The sequence below is a fragment of the Streptomyces sp. NBC_00557 genome (assembly GCF_036345995.1).
GTDB lineage: Bacteria > Actinomycetota > Actinomycetes > Streptomycetales > Streptomycetaceae > Streptomyces.
In genome coordinates this window covers 1,387,581-1,403,411 of sequence record NZ_CP107796.1, presented here as the reverse complement: position 1 = coordinate 1,403,411, position 15,831 = coordinate 1,387,581, and the positions used below count along the sequence as shown (strand labels likewise).

Sequence of the window (15,831 nt, the reverse complement as noted above, 5' to 3'; positions counted from 1 at the left end):
AGCAAGGGAAAGGACGTGCACATCGTGGAAAGGGTCTCATGCGTGACATGACGGAGGACTCCGGGCAGCGGGCGACCGCCGAGGCGATCGAGCGCGGTGGCGGCGGGCTCGGCGTGGACGACCTGCTGGCCAGGGTGATGCAGGCCGCCACCGGTGAGGGTTCCGGTGCCGCCCCCACCCCGGCCCGGGACGTGGACGGCCTGGCCGCGGCCATCGCCGCCGCGGCCGGCCGCTACCTGCCCGCGGGACACCTGTCGCCCGACGCCGACTTCTTCGACGCGGGGGGCACGTCCGTGCACGCCGTGGAGCTGGTCGCGGAGCTGGAGGGCGAGCTGGGCATCGAGTTCGACCTGGACGAGGTGTTCGCCGACGCCCGTCCGATCAGCCTCGCCCGGCGCTGGCTGGAGGCGGCCGGGTCGGAAGCGCCGAGCGGTGCCGCCGTGCCGCCCGTGCCCACGGACACCCAGGAGCCCACCGCCCGGGGCGCTCTGCCGGCGCCGACCGCCGGTGCGCTTCCGCCCTCCGCCGGCGCGGACGCTGTCGCGGACGCCGCCCCCGGGACGCTGTCGTCCTCCGGTGCGGATGCTGCTCCGCTCCCGACCGCGGGCGCGCTGCCGCTTCCCGGCGGGGACGCCGTTCCGTCCCCGGCCCCTGGCACCCTTCCGCTCTCCGCGGCGGGCGCTCCCGCGCCCCCCGCCCCCCGTACCCTTCCGATCCCGACCCCGCGCACCTCACCGGCGCTCCGCCCCCGTGCCGGCAGTGGCGACGAACGGTATACCAGGGCCCGCCACGAGGACCTCGAGCAGATCCTCGCCGATCTGAGCCTCGCCGACCGCCTGCCGTTCGCCGACGTGCCCGAGCCGCTGCCGCCCCGCCGGATCCTGCTGACCGGCGCCACCGGCTTCCTCGGCAGCCACATGCTGCTCGACCTGCTCCGGCACAGCGACGCGCATGTCTATTGCCTGGTGCGCGCGGCCGACGAGAAGGCGGCCGTCGCCTGGCTCGGCGAGGCGCTGAAGAGTTACCGGCTGCCCTGGTCGTCCGAGGTGCGGCGCCGGGTGACCGTGCTGCCCGGCGACATCCGGCGGCCGCGGCTCGGCCTGTCCGACGACCTGTGGCACACGCTCGCCCACGAACTGGACAGCGTCGTCGGCGTCGCCGCGGCCGTGGACTTCCTGCGCGGCTACCAGTCGCTGCGGGCGAGCAACGTCCTCGGCGCGCTCACCCTCGCCGAACTCGCGGCCACCGGGCGGCCCAAGCCGCTGCACCACATCTCCTCGATCGCCGTCTTCAACGAGGTCGGCATCACCTCCATGGGCGAGGACGACCCACTCGCCCACGTCGACCGGCTCATCTCGGGCTACGACCAGTCGAAGTGGGCCGCCGAGGTCGCCCTGCGCCGTGCCCGGGACCACGGCCTGGTCGTCACCGCGCTGCGCCCCGGCGGCATCGGCGGCCACACGAAGACCGGCGCCTGCAACCCGCAGGACCTCAGCAGCGGCCTGATCTCGGCCTTCGGCCGCTTCCGCACCGTACCCGCCTTCCGCTACCTGAACGCGGCTCCGGTGGACTGGGTGAGCCGGGTCGCCGTCGCCGCCGTCTGCGAGCCCGACGCCTGGGGCTACGACTACAACCTCACCGGCGTGCCCAACACCCTCGACGACGTCGTCCGTGACATGGCGTTCGGCGGCATGCACGTGCACGTCCAGGACTGGGACGAGTGGCGCACCGACGCCCTGGCCCGCCTGGAGGCCGACCCGGTACCCGAACTGGCCTTCCTCACCAGGGTGTTGCAGAGCCCCACTGCTCTCAAGCTGTGCGAGGCGACGCTGAAGGGCCCGGTGGCCGAAGGCGCACGCACCGCCGCGCTGGTCGAGGCTCTTGGGCTGCCGCCCGCGGCCCGCTACGACGCGCAGGCCCAGCTGAGGACCTTCGAGCGGCTCGCCGAGGACGGCCTCGCCCGGCTGCCGCACAAGGACGACCAGCCCTATCTGTGGTTCTCGGAGACGACACAGGGCAGCGTGGGGCCGGTCGGCGCCCCCGCCGACAGCCCCTGCTCCATGGAGCTCACGCTCTCCATCGCGAGCATGTACCAGCTGGTGAAGGAGCGCAGGGTGGACGTGACCGGCGAGGTCGTCTGCACCGCCGTACATCCCGAGCCGCTGACCGTCGAGCGCGGCGACCTATGGGTCCGCCCCGAGGAGGGGATCCCGCAGCAGCACGGGCTCAGGCACCAGCTGCTGCGCTACCGGCTGCGGTTGCGCGACGCCGACGGCGGCCACTGGTGGCTGGAGGGCCACAAGTACGCCCGGGCCCGCCGCGACCTGTGGCGGCAGACCCGCACGCTGACCGTGCGGATCGGCCGCGAGGGCGAACCGGCGAGTGTGGCCGGCGAGGTCGTCGTGCCCGCGGACTCCTACGTCCGCGACCAGATCGACGGCATCAAGGTCGACCCGCGTCTTACCGGTCAGGAGAAGCGGGCCGCCAAGCTGACCTGGCTCGCCTGGTTCGGCCTGGAGATGGGCCGCGGCCTGCTCGGCCCCTTCGCCCGCGCCACCGCGGACCTGCTCGACCTGCGCCGCACCCCAACCCTCACGGAGCACCACCGATGATCTTCAGGACGACCACCTCCCGCGCCGGCGGGCCGGCACTGCGCCGGGTCAGGACCACCGCGGCCCTGCGTCCGCTCCGCCACCGCCTCGACCCGGCCCGTGTCGAGGAGATCCCCTTCCGGGCGGACGACGGCGTCCGCCTCGGCCTGACCCGCATCCACACGGGTGCCGCGGACCGTCCCGCCGTGCTGATCCTGCACGGACACACCGCGTCCGCCGACATGTTCCTGCTGCCGGAGACCCGCAATCTGGTCGACGTCCTCCTCGACGACGGCTACGAGCCCTGGCTGCTGGACTGGCGGGGCAGCTGCCGGTTGCCGTACAACGAGACCGGCCAGAGGTACACGTACGACGACGTGGCCCTGTACGACATCCCCGCGGCCGTCAAGTACGTCCGCGAGTGCACGGGCGACCGCCCGCTGTTCGTGGTCGCCCACTGCATCGGCTCGCTCACGCTGTCCCTGAGCATGGCGGCGGGACTGGTGCCGGGCCTCGCCGGCGTGGTGTCCCAGGGTGTGTTCCTGACGCCGAAGCTCGCCGGCCGGACATCGCTGCGGATGTCGCTGGCGGGAGAGCTGCTGAAGACGCGGATCGACCACATCCCGGTCGACTTCCGCAAGGTGGGCCTGTGGTCGAAGTACACCCCGCTGTTCGCGCTGGCGTCACGGAAGGCGAGCTGCCCGGACCCCACCTGCCAGATCCTGCACAACTCCGCCTGGGGCACGGGCGCCTCGCTCTTCCTGCACGAGAACCTGTCCGAGGCGACCCACGACCGCCTCGCCGACCTCCTCGGCCCCGCGCCGCTGTGGATCCTGCCCCACCTGCGCCGCATCGAGCTGGCCCGCAGCGTGGTCCGCTGGCACGAAACCGACCACCGCTACCGTGACCTGCCGCCCAATGCGCTGGACGCGGCCGGCCGCATCGACACCCCCGTGCTGCTCCTCGCGGGCAGCGACAACGGGCTGTGGCTGGACTCCCAGCGGCTCTGCCACGACGTACTCGCCGACCGCCAGCCCCAGTTGGACGTCTCCTACACCGAGATCCCCGGTTACGGCCACCTGGACACATTCCTCGGCCGGGGCGCCGCCGTGGACGTCTTCGGGCACATCCTCGATTTTCTCGGCGGACGGCGGTGACGGACGGCTGGTCGGCCGACCATCGAACCCGCCGGTGACCGAACCACGCTCCAGGAAGCACCGCGTGCCGCAGCTCGCCGCCGACGGTGCGCGACGACGTACGACGTGGCTCCCGCCCCGGCATCGCGACCCGATGAGGACGGCGGCCCCGGTACGGCCGGCCAGCGGAGCAGCGATTGCGGCCCCGCCCTTTCGGGCTGCGCGCTGCATGTCCAGCACGTCGTCGGCCCGCCGGGCCCGTTCAGGTGCCGCCGTGCCCGTACGCGGAGTCGAGCCAGTTGGGCAGACGCTGGCCCTGGCGATCGGTGAGCATGGCCGCGAAGGACCGGACGTGCCGGGTGGTTGCGTCGAGGTCGGGGCAGTGGGCTCGGACGGTCTCGAGCTGGAGCGTTTCCGTCTCAGCGAGACTCTCCGGACAGTGGAGGAGGTAGGGCTTGTACTCGGTGACGACGGAGGTCCGGTTGCACCACGGGCCGCTGAGGAGCTCTTCTGGCGCCGCGGCGTCGGCAAGAGGTTGGACAGTGCGGTAGGTCATGCCGTGCTGCCTCTGGACGGAGCGTCGGCTGTGGCCAGCCTCCAGCAGTTCGCGGACGGCAGCGTGTCGGGCCCGAGTACGGTCGGCCAAACGGTGCCCGGCTTGCCACGGTGAGCCGGAGGGCTCATCGGCTGGGGCAGCTTCGGCCACTGATTGCGGCGCCTGGGGGACGAGGACGCGCAGGCAGCGGCGGTGCTGGGCGACGGCCCGCTCGATGGCCTCTCTTAGGTTGTTCCACAGATGGTCGATGCGTCTGGGTACCTGGTGCATGGGTCCGCATGCATGACCGGTTACATGAGTGGGGCAGCTCGTCGACACGACGGATGCTCACGGCGGGTCGATGCCCCACTCCGGTCGGCAGAACCGGCAGGCTCGATGGTGGGCGGTGAGCTTCTGCTGGGCGACGTAGCCGATCTTGACGGACCGCGGAGCGAAGTCCGGGGGCCGCCTCCCCGCCTTGCGGTGCGGCTTGCTGAGGCGCTCGGCACGGGCGAGCGCCCCGTGGACGCCATATACGACTTCCTGGACCGCCACGAGTCCCGCGCTGGGAAGCCGGCGGGACGTCGGCGGATGACCTCGCAGACGGCAAGATGCCGACAGCGTCGAGCTCAGGCCGGGAAGCCGTAGCCGTAGCCCTGAGTGTCCAGCTGGTTGAGGAGACGGGCGAGCGCCTGCACCGTCTGCGAACGGTCACCTCCGCCGTCGTGCATCAAGATGATCGCGCCGGGTCGCAAGTCCTGGTTGATGTTGCGCAGGATGCCGTCCACACCCGGGCGCCGCCAGTCGTTGGCGTCGTCGCTCCAGCCGAGCGGCTGCAGGTGGTTGGCGCCGGCTATCCCCCGGATCGTCGGGCTCCAGTCGCCGCCGGGTGCCCGGTAGTACATCAGCTTCAGGTCGTTTCCCGCGGCGTTTGTTATCTCGCGCTTGGCGTCGACGATCTCGTGGATGTTGTACTCGACCGACTTGCGGTCCTGCTGCTCGTCATGATGGACCGAGTGGTCGCACAGCCGGTCCCCGTCCGCGACGATCGCCTTGGTCAGGTACGGGTAGCGCTGGGCGAGCGGCCCGATCTCGCAGAAGGTGGCCTTGGCGTGGTGCTGAGCGAGGAGGGCGAGTACCTGCGGGGTCCACCGCGGGTCTGGGCCGTCGTCGAAGGTGAGCGCTACGGACCTGCCGCTGCCTTCCACCCCGTGGCCGACCAGCGCGTCGGAGCCCGCCGGAGCGCTCGGCAGTTGCCCGAAGGTGTTCGCCGAGCCCGATGGCGAAGCGGGCCTGGACGGCACCGCGGCCGAGCCTCCATTACGGCCGGACTGCGCTGCTCCTGCCGCGCGGTCGGATGCCGACGCGGACGGGGAAGCGTACGAGGGCGACGGCTCCTGGGACGACGAGTGCGCCCTGGAAGAGGACCGCGTCGTCGGGGGAGTCACGTTGTGGGGCGAGCTCTGAGGCGTGTGCCCGCCTGAGTGGTGCCCGCACGCCGTGATCACGGCTCCTGTGATCGCCGCAATGAGGGCGGTTGCCGTCGTCACTTTGATTCTGGCCAACGCCACAGATCTACCTCCGTCGGCACCACTCGGTGCGCACATCGGTGCTGGTACTGGTCACGTCGAGGCAGGGCTGAGCGCTGGCGCGCTGCCGGTCGACGGCACAGCGGCATCCGCAGTCGGGGTCCGCTGGTGACCTACTTCCCTGTGCGTCGGCGCCCAGGGGTTACAGGCCGCTCCAAGTGCTCCGGGGGTCGGTCTGGCGGCGGGCTTCGTCGCCCGGCCCCGGACCCCCGCTGTCGATGGAGATGGCTGGTACATCCGGTTTAGGCCTGATGTCCGACCACATTAAGGGAGGCGTGTCGCCGTGCTAATAATTCCGGTCTGTGATGAATGTCGCTTTGTTTCTGAGTTGTAGGGCCGGAGCCTGAAACAAGGCCGCCGGCATTGAATCGGAGCTGGAGAAGTCAGGGCCCGTAACATTGCCTGATCCAAGCTGCAGTAACTGAACGTGTAGCGGTCTGGTCCTGCGCCGGCGGGACGATCGCTCGGTGGCTGCCGTGGGCACCTGCGTGATCGTGGATCCCGTGACCTGGTCCAGCCAGCCCGGGAGGAGACAAGCGCATACGCCTTCACAGTGCGTCCACGCCGCTCACCTTCCAGCCGTCGGGGGTATGGGTGAGCGTCAGCCGGACCCGGTTCAGGTCCAGCCGGGGCTGCGGGAGCCGGGTGCTCCGGGTGACCTGGTTGACGAAGAGCAGGACGACGGCCCTGTCCGGTGTGGCCGAGACGACGGAGGCGGCGGGGGCGCCGCCGTCGGTGGGGGTGGCCACGGTCGCCTTCACCACGCCGTGGTACTTCGTCGCGGTCGGCGCGACCACCGTCTTCGTGGTCCTGCCGTACTGGTCGCGGAAGTGCCCGGTCAGCAGGGCACGGGCCCGGGCGAAGTCACGGTCCAGGTGGCGGTAGTCGTACGACAGCACGACCGGCGCCGCCTTCTGCGCGGCCGCGAGGGCCTCGCCGCGGGCCTGCTCCGCCTGCCGGCCCTGCCGGTACTGCGATCCGAGGACGGCGGCCACGGCCAGGGCCGTCACGAGGAGGACGCCCAGCACCGCGGTGAGCACACGCCGTCCGATCCTGCGCGGGGGCGGGGTCTTCCGCGGGCCGTCCTCGAAGGGTGCGATCTTCTCCGGGTCGTTCTCGACGGGCGCGGGATCCGTCTTGTTCCCGACGGGGGTGGGCTCCGGCTCCTCGTCGACGGGCGTGGGTTCCGGCTCCTCGTCGACGGGCGCGGGCTCCTGTGGGTCCACCCAGCCGTTCGCCGGGGGCTCGACGAGCAGGGTGCGGCCGGAGGCGGCTTCCTCTTCATGGCGGGCGGCGCGCTTGGCCGCCGCCCGTGCGGCCGCGGTCATGGTGCGGCGGGCGGGGGAGCCGGTGCCGCGGGTGCGGGAGGTCGGGTTCGCCACGGTGTCTCTCCTCAACGATGGCCTCAGTCATGGACGGTCTCGGCGATGGCCTCGGTCATGGCTCATCGACGGCCTCAGGGGCGGGTCAGCCGACGAACGTCACGTCGGACGTCAGCCAGCGGCCGGCCACGCGCACCAGGTCGAGCTGGAGGCGGTAGGTGCGCGCCTGGCCGTCGGGCGCGGCGGTGTTGGTCACCTTGCTGTCGGCCACGACCAGGACCCGGGCCGCGTGCGCGTCGGACCGCACGATGCCCGCTTCCAGGACCTGTCCCTCGGACACCGACTTGTTCTGGGCGACGAGCTTCGTCAGCTGGGCGGTCTGCGCGGCGAACTGCTTCTTGAAGTCGCCGGTGGCGCCCTGCAGCACCGCGCGGCTGTCCCGGTCGTAGTGCCGGTAGTCGAGCGAGGTGAAGTTCAGCGCCGACTGGCGGGCCGCCGCCAGGACGTCCTGGCGGCGCTGCTCCGCCGCGCGCTGGTCGGACAGCTTCAGGCCCAGCCAGACCGCCACGACGGTCGTCAGGACGGTGGCGGCGACGAGTCCCGCCGACAGCAGCCTGACGCGTGTGCCTGTCACGCCATCGGTCCCACGAGCAGCCATTGCCAGGACTCCTTTCCGAACACGGTCTGTTCGCCGCCCGTCGAGCCGATCTCGACGGGCGATCCGTCCGGGCCGGTCGCGGTGCCGGTCTCCGGGTCGTACGGCGCCACGAACGCGGCCCGGTGCGCGCCGGACGGACCGGTCGTCGCGCCCGGCGCGTTCTGGGCTCCGCGCACCGAGGTCTTGCTGCCGCGCGGTGCCGCGCAGTGCGCGGCGGTGTTCGCCGGGCGCGTGCCGGTGTCGGCGGGGTCGCGCCGCCGGGTGTTGTAGCCCTGGGTGCACGCGGGCGGGTCGTCGGCGTTCACGGTCAGCCCGAAGTGGGTGGTGCCGTCGCCGGGGATGACCGTGTAGCTGCCCGCGACCGTGAGCGGGAGCGTCACCAGGGCCTGTTCGACACCGGGCAGCCGGGCCAGGGTGATCTGGCCGCCGCTGATGAGGTTGGCCAGCAGGACCGGCACGTGCGGCCGGGTGGACTTCAGCAGGGAGTCCAGCTGCTCGCCGGCGGGCGGCGTGTTGCCGATCAGCCGGCGCAGATCGCCGTCGCTCGACTTGAGCTGCGCGGTGAGCGTGGCCAGGTCGCGGGAGAACGACTTGATGGCCGAGCCCTGGCCGGCCTGGGTCCTGAGCACCTTCCGCGAGTCCTCGATCAGCGAGACCGTCTGGGGGAGCGACGCGGACGCGGACTCCACCAGTGCGTTGCCGGAGTCCACCAGCCGGCTCAGGTTCGGTCCGGTGCCGGCGAACGCCTTGCCCAGCTCGTCCACGGTGACCCGCAGATCGTCCTTGCCGACCGACTCGACCAGCCGGTCGAGGCTGAGGACCAGGTCGGTGACCGGCAGCGGGGTCCGGGTGCGGCTGCGCGGGATCGGGCTGCCGTCCATGAGGTACGGCCCGCCCGACCGCCGAGGCTGGAGGTCGACGTACTGCTCGCCCACCGCCGAACGGTCGGCTACCACCGCGAGCGTGTCCGCCGGGATCCTCGGCGCGCCGTCCTCGATCTTCAGCGCCACCGACACCCCGGACCCGGTCAGCCGCAGATCGCCCACGCGGCCCACCGGCACGCCCCGGTAGGTGACCTCGGCGCCGGGGAAGACGCCCCCGGACTCGGCGAAGTCGGCGCGCACGGTGTACCCGCGGTCGAGGACGTCGTCCACGAGGCCCGTGTAGCGGGCGCCGACGTACGACACCCCGAGGGCGGTGACGGCCGCGAAGGCGAGCAGCTGGGCCCTGACCGTACGTGTGATCACGGCAGTATCCCCTTCAGCATCAGCTCGGCGAGGCCGAGGTCGGTCCCGGGCGGGAGGCGACGCGAGCCGGCCCCGGTGCCGTAGCCGGCGGTGCACACCGGCGGGCACAGCAGGGTGCTGCCGCCGGAGGGCGTCGAGGGCACGGCGGGGGCGGAGGGCGTGGAGGGCACGGGCGGCACGGACGGGGTGCCCGGCAGGGACGGCACGGACGGCAGCGGGGCGGGGGTGGGGAGGCCGGGAAGGTGCGGGGCCTTGGGGGCCGGGGACTTCCCGCCCTTGCCCGGCTTGCCGGTGACGTTGCCGTACAGGTCCGCCAGGTCGAGGTCGGCGGTGATCCTCAGGTTGACGTAGTCGCCCTTGACGGCGTCCGTCGCGTTGCGCGGGAACGGGTAGGTGGTGAGGAGTTCAAGCGAGTTGGGCAGGTCGTCGCCCGCCTTGTTCAGCTCCCGCAGGATGGGCTGGAGCTTCCTGAGGTTGGCGACGGTGTCGTCGTGGGAGGCGTTCACCACCTTGGTGCCGGTCTTGCCGAGTGTCGACAGGGCGGTGAGCATCTTCGTCAGGTCCTTGCGCTGGCCGGCGAGGGCCTTCAGGGCGGGCGGCATGGTGTCGACGGCCAGGGCGATCGTCTTCTTCTCCTTCTTCAGCCGCTTCGCCAGCCGGTCGACGCCCTCGAGCGCGCGCACGATCTGCGCCCGTTGGCGGTCGAGGCCGCCGAGGAACGTGTCGAGCTGCTTCAGCAGGGACCTGACCCGGTCCTCGCGGCCGCTCAGGGCCTGGTTCAGCTCGACGGTGATCGTCTTCAGCTGGGCCACCCCGCCGCCGTTGAGCAGCGCGGACAGGGCCGACAGCACCTCCTCGACCTCCGGGTTGCGGCCGCTGCGGGACAGCGGGATGACGTCGCCGTCGTGGAGCCGTCCGACGGGAGCGGTGCCGGCCGGCGGGGACAGGGCGACGTACTTCTCGCCGAGCATGCTGGTCTGCCTCAGATCGGCGACCGCGTTGCCGGGCAGCTTCACCGAGTCGGCGATCCTGAGCCGGACCCGCGCGTGCCAGCCGTCCAGTCGCACCTTCTCGACCGCGCCCACGGTGACGTCGTCGACCTTGACCGCCGACTGCGGCACCAGGTCCAGGACGTCCCGGAACTCGACGGTGACGTGGTAGGCGTGGCCGTCCGAGGCGGCGCCGCCGGGGAGCGGGACGTCGTACCAGCCGTTGAACTCGCAGCCGGTCAGCAGCAGCGAGCCGGCCGCCGCCCAGGCGGCCGCCCTTCCCAGGTGCCGCGCGCTCATGCCGGTGCCCCCAGGAGCCCGCCGAGGGTCTTGTCGACCGTGCCCGTCGACGCCGGGGCCGACGGCACCTCGGGCAGGGAGTCGAAGAGCTTCCTCAGCCCGGCGCAGCTGCCGTGGTCGTCGCCGGTCGTCTTCAGGATCGAGCAGAGCAGGGACGCCGGATCCTGCGGGCCCTGCGCGTTGTTGCGGGTGTCGAGGGTGCCGGCGGCGGGGTTGTAGGCGTTCTGCAGGTTCGACAGGCCGGTGGGGGCCACGGTCAACAGCTCCTGCAGCGCGGACCGTTGGGCGACGAGCACCTTGGTGACCTTGGCCAGGCCCTTGACGTCCGACGTCAGGGCCTTCTTGTTGCCCCTGACGAAACCGGCCACGTCCCCGAGCGCGGTGGCCAGGTACTTCAGCGCGGCGGCGAGATCCTCGCGCTCCCCGGCGAGCTGCCCGGCCACGGTCGCGAGGTCGGTGGTGAACGACCGCACGCTGGTGTCGTCCGCCGCGAGCGCCGCCGTGAACACCTGCAGGTTCCGTACGGTGCCGAAGAGGTCGCCGCGTCCGTCGGACAGCGTGGTGACCGCCCGGGACAGGTCCGCCACCGTCTGGTTCAGGTTCCTGCCCTGCCCCTGGAGGTTGTCGGCGCTCACCCCGAGCAGCCGGGACAGCGAGCCCTGCTTGTTGGCACCGTTCGGGCCGAGCGCCTCGGCGGTGGTGTGCAGGCTGTCGAAGATCCGGTCCAGCTCGACGGGGACGGCGGTACGGGACTCGGGGATGACGTCGCCGTCCCGCAGCACCGCGCCCTTGCGGTACACCGGCAGCAGCTGCACGTAACGGTCGCTGACCACCGAGGAGTTGATGATGGCGGCCCGCGCGTCGGCGGGGACCTTGCGGCCCCGGTCGTACTCCAGCTCCACCCTCACCCGGTCGCCCTGCGGTGTGATCTTCCTGACCTCGCCGATGCGGACGCCGAGGACGCGGACGTCGGATCCGGGGTAGATGCCGACGGTGCGCGGGAAGTAGGCCGTGACGCGGACCGGGCCGGGGCCCGGCCAGAGGGCGACGGCGAGGCCCGCGACGACCGCGAGCGCGGTGAACAGGGCCAGGAGTCTGCGGGTCATCGGGTGCCTCCCGTCCGTGGCGTGACCGGGGCGGCGACCAGGTTCTGGACGTAGGAGTCGAACCAGCGGCCGTTGCCGAGGGTGTTGGTGAAGAGCCGCACGTACGGCGCGAGGAGCTCGACGCTGCGGTCGAGGCTCGCCTGGTTGCGTTCGAGCATCTTCAGGAACGTGTTGAGGTTCTTCAGCGCGGGCCCGATCGCCCTGCTGTTGTCGTCGACCAGGCCGGACAGCTCGACGCCCAGCAGCGCGGAACTCTTCAGCAGCGTGTGGATCGCCGCGCGCCGCTGGTCGATCTCCTTGAACAGCGCGTCACCGTCCTTCACCAGCGCGGAGAAGTCCTTCGTGTGACCGGCCAGCACCTTGGTGACGCCGTGCGCGTGGTGGAGGAGCCCGCGCAGCGCCTTGTCACGGGCGGCGACGGTCCGGGAGATGCGTGACAGTCCCCTGATCGACGCCCGCACCTCCGCGGGGGAGTCCCGGAAGGTGAGGGAGAGGGTGTCCAGCGCCTTCGCGAGCCGGTCCGTGTCGACCTTCTCGCTGGTGGTCGTCAGGTCGCTGAAGGCCTGTACGACGTCGTACGCCGACACGGTCCGCCCGAGCGGGATCTCACTGCCCGGCCGCAGCTGGCCGGGCCCCTTCGGGTACAGGGCGAGGTACTTGGCGCCGAGGATCGTCTTGACGCGGATCGCCGCGCCCGTGTCGGTGCCGAACCCCGGGTGGCCCTTCACCTTGAAGGTGACCTTCACGTGGCCGCCGTCCAGGTCGACGCCCTCGACCTTGCCGACCTTGACCCCGGCGATCCGTACCTCATCGCCCGGCTTGAGCCCGCCGGCCTCGGAGAAGGCCGCGCTGTAGGTGTCGCCGCCGCCGATCAGCGGCAGGCTGTCGGCGTTGAAGGCGGCGAACGTGAGCAGCGCCAGGACGGTGAGGCCGACGGCGCCGACGACGACCGGGTTCCGCTCCCGGAACGGCTTCAGGCGTGGACGCCCGAACCGGATCCTGGGCAGCTTCGGCGGCAGGACGCGCACCTTGACCAGGGGTTGGGGGCGGGGCGCGCGCCTGGGCAGCAGCCTGGGGAGTCCCGGCAGCCGGGGCGGCAGGACCCGTACCCTGACCAACGGCTGGGGGCGGGGGGTGCGCCTGGGCAGCAGCCGGGGGATTCTCGGCAGCCTCGGCGGCAGGACCCGTACCTTCACCAGGGGCTCGGGGCGGCGCCGCCGTCCCGGGACACGCAGTCTCATCCGCCACACCTCGCCCGCGCCACGTGCAGCTCCGGGGTGATCACCTGCTTGGTCTTCGGCAGCACGATCCGGCCGTCGAAGTCGCAGAGGTAGAAGTTGAACCACGAGCCGTACGAGGCCGTCCCCGTCAGCTTGTCGAGCTTGTTCGGCAGCCGCTTCAGGACGCCCTCCACGGTGTTCTGGTTCTTGTTCAGCGTTCCGGTCAGATCGCCGAGCCCGGCGATGTCGTCCTTCAGCGGCGGACGCGCGTCCTTCAGCAGCCCCGATGTGACGTCGGCGAGGTCGCCGATGCTCACCAGCGACTCCCCGATGGGCTTGCGGTCGGCGGACAGTCCCGAGATCAGCCGGCGCAACTGCGTGAGCAGGTCGGAGAAGCGGGAGCCGCGCTTGTCGAGCGTCGCCAGGACGGTGTTGAGGTTGTCGACCACCGAGCCGATCAGCTTGTCGCGGTCGGCGAGGGTGGTGGTGAGCGAGGCCGTGTGCGCCAGGAGGCTGTTCACCGTGCCGCCCTCGCCCTGGAGGGTCTGGACGATCTCGGTGGCGAGCTGGTTGACGTCGCTCGGGCTGAGCGCGGCGAACAGCGGCTTGAAGCCGTTCAGCAGGGCGTTGAGGTCCAGCGCCGGCCGGGTCCTGGACAGCGGGATGGTGCCGCCCGGCCGCAGCCGGGCGGTGACGTCGCCGGGGCCCTCGGTGAGCGCGATGTACCGCTGCCCGACCAGGTTGCGGTAGCGCACGACCGCGTGGGTTCCCGCGAGCAGCGGCCGGTCGGCGTCGACGGTGAACGTGACCTCCGCCAGGGTCCGGTCCTTGATCCGGATGTCCTCCACCTGGCCCACCCGCACGCCGGCCACCCGGATGTCGTCGCCGGTCTCCAGCCCGGTGACGTCGGTGAACACCGCGTGGTAGGTGTCCTTCGGGGTGAAGGAGATGTTGACGACGGTGGCGGCGAGCAGCGCCGTCGCCGCGATCGTGACCAGGGCGAAGAGGCTGAACTTGATCAGCGGGGCGGCGGTCTGCCGGGCTCCTGACCTGCTCATGCGACGCTCACCGCCGTTCCGCGCGCGAGCGGGCCGAACAGCAGGGTCGCCACGGGCGGCACCCGGTCGGCGGGGACGCCCAGGACGGGGGCCACGAGGGAGCCGACGGCCCGCTGCTCGGCCCGGGTGGCGGACACGGGGGCGCCTCCGGGGAGTGCGCCGCCGGAACCTCCGGCCGACGTACCGTCGTTGAGACGGGGCTTCGGCCCGGGCACCGGCGGATGCGGCAGACCACGGCAGTCCGGCCCCGACCGCTCCCCGTACACCGGCTCCTCACCGGGCCGGTACGCCCCCTGCGGCCGGACCACCTCGAGGGTGATCCGCATCTCGCCGCCCCGGAACGCGTCCTCCGACGCCCTCTCCTGCCGGACCAGGCCCTGGAAGAGGCACGGGTACTCGGGGGAGTAACGGGCGAACAGCTCCAGCGTGGGGCGGGAGACCCGGCCCAGGGTGATCAGCCGGTCGCCGTTGCCGGACAGGAAGTCGTTCGCCGTGCCCGCCACGGCTGCGGTCGAGCGGAGCCCCGCGGCCAGCCGGTCCTGCTTCTCCACGATCGTCCGGCTGGTGGTGACCGTGTTGCGCAGGATCCGCATCAGGTCGGGCGCGGCGTCGCCGTACACCTCGGCGACGTCCGCGAACCGCGAGATGTCCTCCTTGAGGGAGGGCATGTGCGGGTTGAGCCGGCGCAGGTAAGCCCCGACCCGGGTGAGGTTGTCGCCGATCCGGTCGCCGCGGCCCTCCAGCGCGGTGGCGAACGCCGAGAGTGTGGCGTTGAGTTCGCCCGGCCGGACGGCCCGCAGCAGCGGCAGCAGGTCGTTCATCAGCTGCTGCACCTCGATGCCGGCCCTGGTGCGGTCCTGGGTGATGACGTCCCCGGCGCGGATGGGCCGCGCAGAGGTGCGCGCGGGCGGGACCAGGTCCACGTACTTCTCGCCGAACAGCGTCTTGGGCAGCAGCCGCGCGCGCACGTCCGCGGGGATGTACGGCACGTACTGCGGCTTGAGCGCGATGTCGAGCGTGGCCTTCCTGCCGTCCGCGTGCACCTCGCGCACCTCGCCGACCAGCAGCCCGCGCAGCTTGACGTCGGCGCGCGGATCGAGCTGGTTGCCGAGGGTGCCGGCCTGCAGGGTGACGGGCACGACGTGCGTGAACGCCTGCTGGTAGACGGCCACCGCGAGCGACAGCAGCAGCGCGAGCACGGCCAGGAACGCGATGCCGTACAGCCTGAGTCTCCATCTGTGCGTGCGCACCGCTCTCACCCCGCTATCCGTACGGTCGTGTTGGCGCCCCAGATCGCGAGGCTCAGGAAGAAGTCCAGGACGTTGACGGCGACGATCGAGGTCCGCACCGCCCGGCCCACCGCGACGCCGACTCCGGCCGGGCCGCCGCTCGCGTGGTAGCCGTAGTAGCAGTGCACCAGGATGATCAGCACGGCGAAGACGATCACCTTGCCGAAGGACCAGAACACGTCGACGGGCGGCAGGTACTGGTGGAAGTAGTGGTCGTACGTGCCCGTCGACTGCCCGTAGTAGCCGGTGGTGATGGTGCGGGCGGCCAGGTAGGAGGACAGCAGCCCGATCACGTACAGCGGGATCACCGCGACGAAGCCGGCGATCATCCGGGTCGTCACCAGGAACGGCAGCGACGGGACGCCCATCACCTCAAGCGCGTCGGTCTCCTCGCTGATCCGCATGGCGCCGAGCTGCGCGGTGAACCCGGCGCCGACCGTCGCGGACAGGGCGAGTCCGGCCACCAGCGGGGCGATCTCCCGGGTGTTGAAGTACGCCGACAGGAACGCCACGAAGTTGGAGGTGCCGAGCTGGTTGAGGGCCGCGTAGCCCTGGAGGCCGACCTCGGTGCCGGTGAAGAAGGACAGGAACGCGATCACGCCGACCGTGCCGCCGACCACGGCGAGCGCCCCCCGCCCGAAGCTCACCTCGGCGAGCAGCCGAAGGATCTCCTTCTTGTAGCGGCGCAGGGTGCGGCCCGTCCACGCGAGCGAGCGCCCGTAGAAGGACAGTTGGGCGCCCAGCTCTTCGAGCGATCGAAAGGGGCGGTCGAGGACTTTGTGAGGTCTCAT

14 protein-coding genes are annotated in these 15,831 nt (G+C 71.8%); 2 read left to right on the top strand and 12 right to left on the bottom strand.

Annotation, left to right across the window (positions count from 1 at the left end):
• The first annotated feature begins 38 nt into the window (after positions 1-38).
• Both OG956_RS05590 and OG956_RS05585 read left to right on the top strand, forming a co-directional pair.
• Positions 39-2,612, top strand: coding sequence for a thioester reductase domain-containing protein (locus tag OG956_RS05590; protein ID WP_330336820.1), 2,574 nt, complete (start codon positions 39-41; stop codon positions 2,610-2,612).
• Positions 2,609-3,748: an alpha/beta fold hydrolase gene (locus OG956_RS05585; protein WP_330336819.1), complete on the top strand. Its 1,140-nt coding sequence runs from the start codon at positions 2,609-2,611 to the stop codon at positions 3,746-3,748. Before OG956_RS05590 ends, OG956_RS05585 begins: the two co-directional genes overlap by 4 nt.
• 241 nt (positions 3,749-3,989) lie before the next feature.
• Here the strand turns inward: OG956_RS05585 and OG956_RS05580 are convergent, their stop codons facing one another.
• The 12 genes from OG956_RS05580 to OG956_RS05525 form a co-directional block, all read right to left on the bottom strand.
• Positions 3,990-4,283: a hypothetical protein gene (locus tag OG956_RS05580; protein WP_330336818.1), complete on the bottom strand. Its 294-nt coding sequence runs from the start codon at positions 4,281-4,283 to the stop codon at positions 3,990-3,992.
• A 327-nt stretch (positions 4,284-4,610) separates the two neighbouring features.
• Positions 4,611-4,817 (bottom strand): hypothetical protein, encoded by a 207-nt coding sequence (locus tag OG956_RS05575; protein ID WP_330336817.1) that lies wholly within the window; start codon positions 4,815-4,817, stop codon positions 4,611-4,613.
• A 74-nt stretch (positions 4,818-4,891) separates the two neighbouring features.
• Positions 4,892-5,566, bottom strand: coding sequence for a polysaccharide deacetylase family protein (locus OG956_RS05570; protein ID WP_330336816.1), 675 nt, complete (start codon positions 5,564-5,566; stop codon positions 4,892-4,894).
• Positions 5,567-6,399: 833 nt separating this feature from the next.
• Positions 6,400-7,233 (bottom strand): hypothetical protein, encoded by an 834-nt coding sequence (locus tag OG956_RS05565; RefSeq protein WP_330336815.1) that lies wholly within the window; start codon positions 7,231-7,233, stop codon positions 6,400-6,402.
• Positions 7,234-7,318: 85 nt separating this feature from the next.
• Entirely contained in the window at positions 7,319-7,831 is a 513-nt protein-coding gene (locus OG956_RS05560; protein ID WP_330336814.1) for a hypothetical protein, read from the bottom strand.
• Positions 7,804-9,078 carry an MlaD family protein gene (locus tag OG956_RS05555; protein WP_330336813.1) on the bottom strand — a complete coding sequence of 425 codons (1,275 nt, stop codon included), beginning with the start codon at positions 9,076-9,078 and terminating at the stop codon, positions 7,804-7,806. The genes OG956_RS05560 and OG956_RS05555 overlap by 28 nt, the downstream gene beginning before the upstream one ends.
• Positions 9,075-10,367, bottom strand: a complete 1,293-nt coding sequence (locus tag OG956_RS05550; RefSeq protein ID WP_330336812.1) for an MCE family protein — start codon at positions 10,365-10,367, stop codon at positions 9,075-9,077. The genes OG956_RS05555 and OG956_RS05550 overlap by 4 nt, the downstream gene beginning before the upstream one ends.
• Positions 10,364-11,473, bottom strand: a complete 1,110-nt coding sequence (locus tag OG956_RS05545) for an MCE family protein (protein WP_330336811.1) — start codon at positions 11,471-11,473, stop codon at positions 10,364-10,366. The genes OG956_RS05550 and OG956_RS05545 overlap by 4 nt, the downstream gene beginning before the upstream one ends.
• Positions 11,470-12,450: an MCE family protein gene (locus OG956_RS05540; RefSeq protein ID WP_330342745.1), complete on the bottom strand. Its 981-nt coding sequence runs from the start codon at positions 12,448-12,450 to the stop codon at positions 11,470-11,472. The genes OG956_RS05545 and OG956_RS05540 overlap by 4 nt, the downstream gene beginning before the upstream one ends.
• Before the next feature lie 260 nt (positions 12,451-12,710).
• Positions 12,711-13,751, bottom strand: a complete 1,041-nt coding sequence (locus tag OG956_RS05535) for an MCE family protein (protein ID WP_330336810.1) — start codon at positions 13,749-13,751, stop codon at positions 12,711-12,713.
• Entirely contained in the window at positions 13,748-15,001 is a 1,254-nt protein-coding gene (locus tag OG956_RS05530; RefSeq protein ID WP_443065531.1) for an MCE family protein, read from the bottom strand. Before OG956_RS05530 ends, OG956_RS05535 begins: the two co-directional genes overlap by 4 nt.
• Positions 15,002-15,006: 5 nt before the next feature.
• Positions 15,007-15,831 carry an MlaE family ABC transporter permease gene (locus OG956_RS05525; protein ID WP_330336808.1) on the bottom strand — a complete coding sequence of 275 codons (825 nt, stop codon included), beginning with the start codon at positions 15,829-15,831 and terminating at the stop codon, positions 15,007-15,009.

Bases quoted from the DNA above. Each gene is read 5' to 3' on its own strand.
- OG956_RS05560 (WP_330336814.1), bottom strand. From the start codon at position 7,831: ATGGCTGCTCGTGGGACCGATGGCGTGACAGGCACACGCGTCAGGCTG.
- OG956_RS05525 (WP_330336808.1), bottom strand. From the start codon at position 15,831: ATGAGACCTCACAAAGTCCTCGACCGCCCCTTTCGATCGCTCGAAGAG.
- OG956_RS05585 (WP_330336819.1), top strand. From the start codon at position 2,609: ATGATCTTCAGGACGACCACCTCCCGCGCCGGCGGGCCGGCACTGCGC.
- OG956_RS05590 (WP_330336820.1), top strand. From the start codon at position 39: ATGCGTGACATGACGGAGGACTCCGGGCAGCGGGCGACCGCCGAGGCG.
- OG956_RS05545 (WP_330336811.1), bottom strand. From the start codon at position 11,473: ATGACCCGCAGACTCCTGGCCCTGTTCACCGCGCTCGCGGTCGTCGCG.
- OG956_RS05580 (WP_330336818.1), bottom strand. From the start codon at position 4,283: ATGACCTACCGCACTGTCCAACCTCTTGCCGACGCCGCGGCGCCAGAA.
- OG956_RS05550 (WP_330336812.1), bottom strand. From the start codon at position 10,367: ATGAGCGCGCGGCACCTGGGAAGGGCGGCCGCCTGGGCGGCGGCCGGC.
- OG956_RS05535 (WP_330336810.1), bottom strand. From the start codon at position 13,751: ATGAGCAGGTCAGGAGCCCGGCAGACCGCCGCCCCGCTGATCAAGTTC.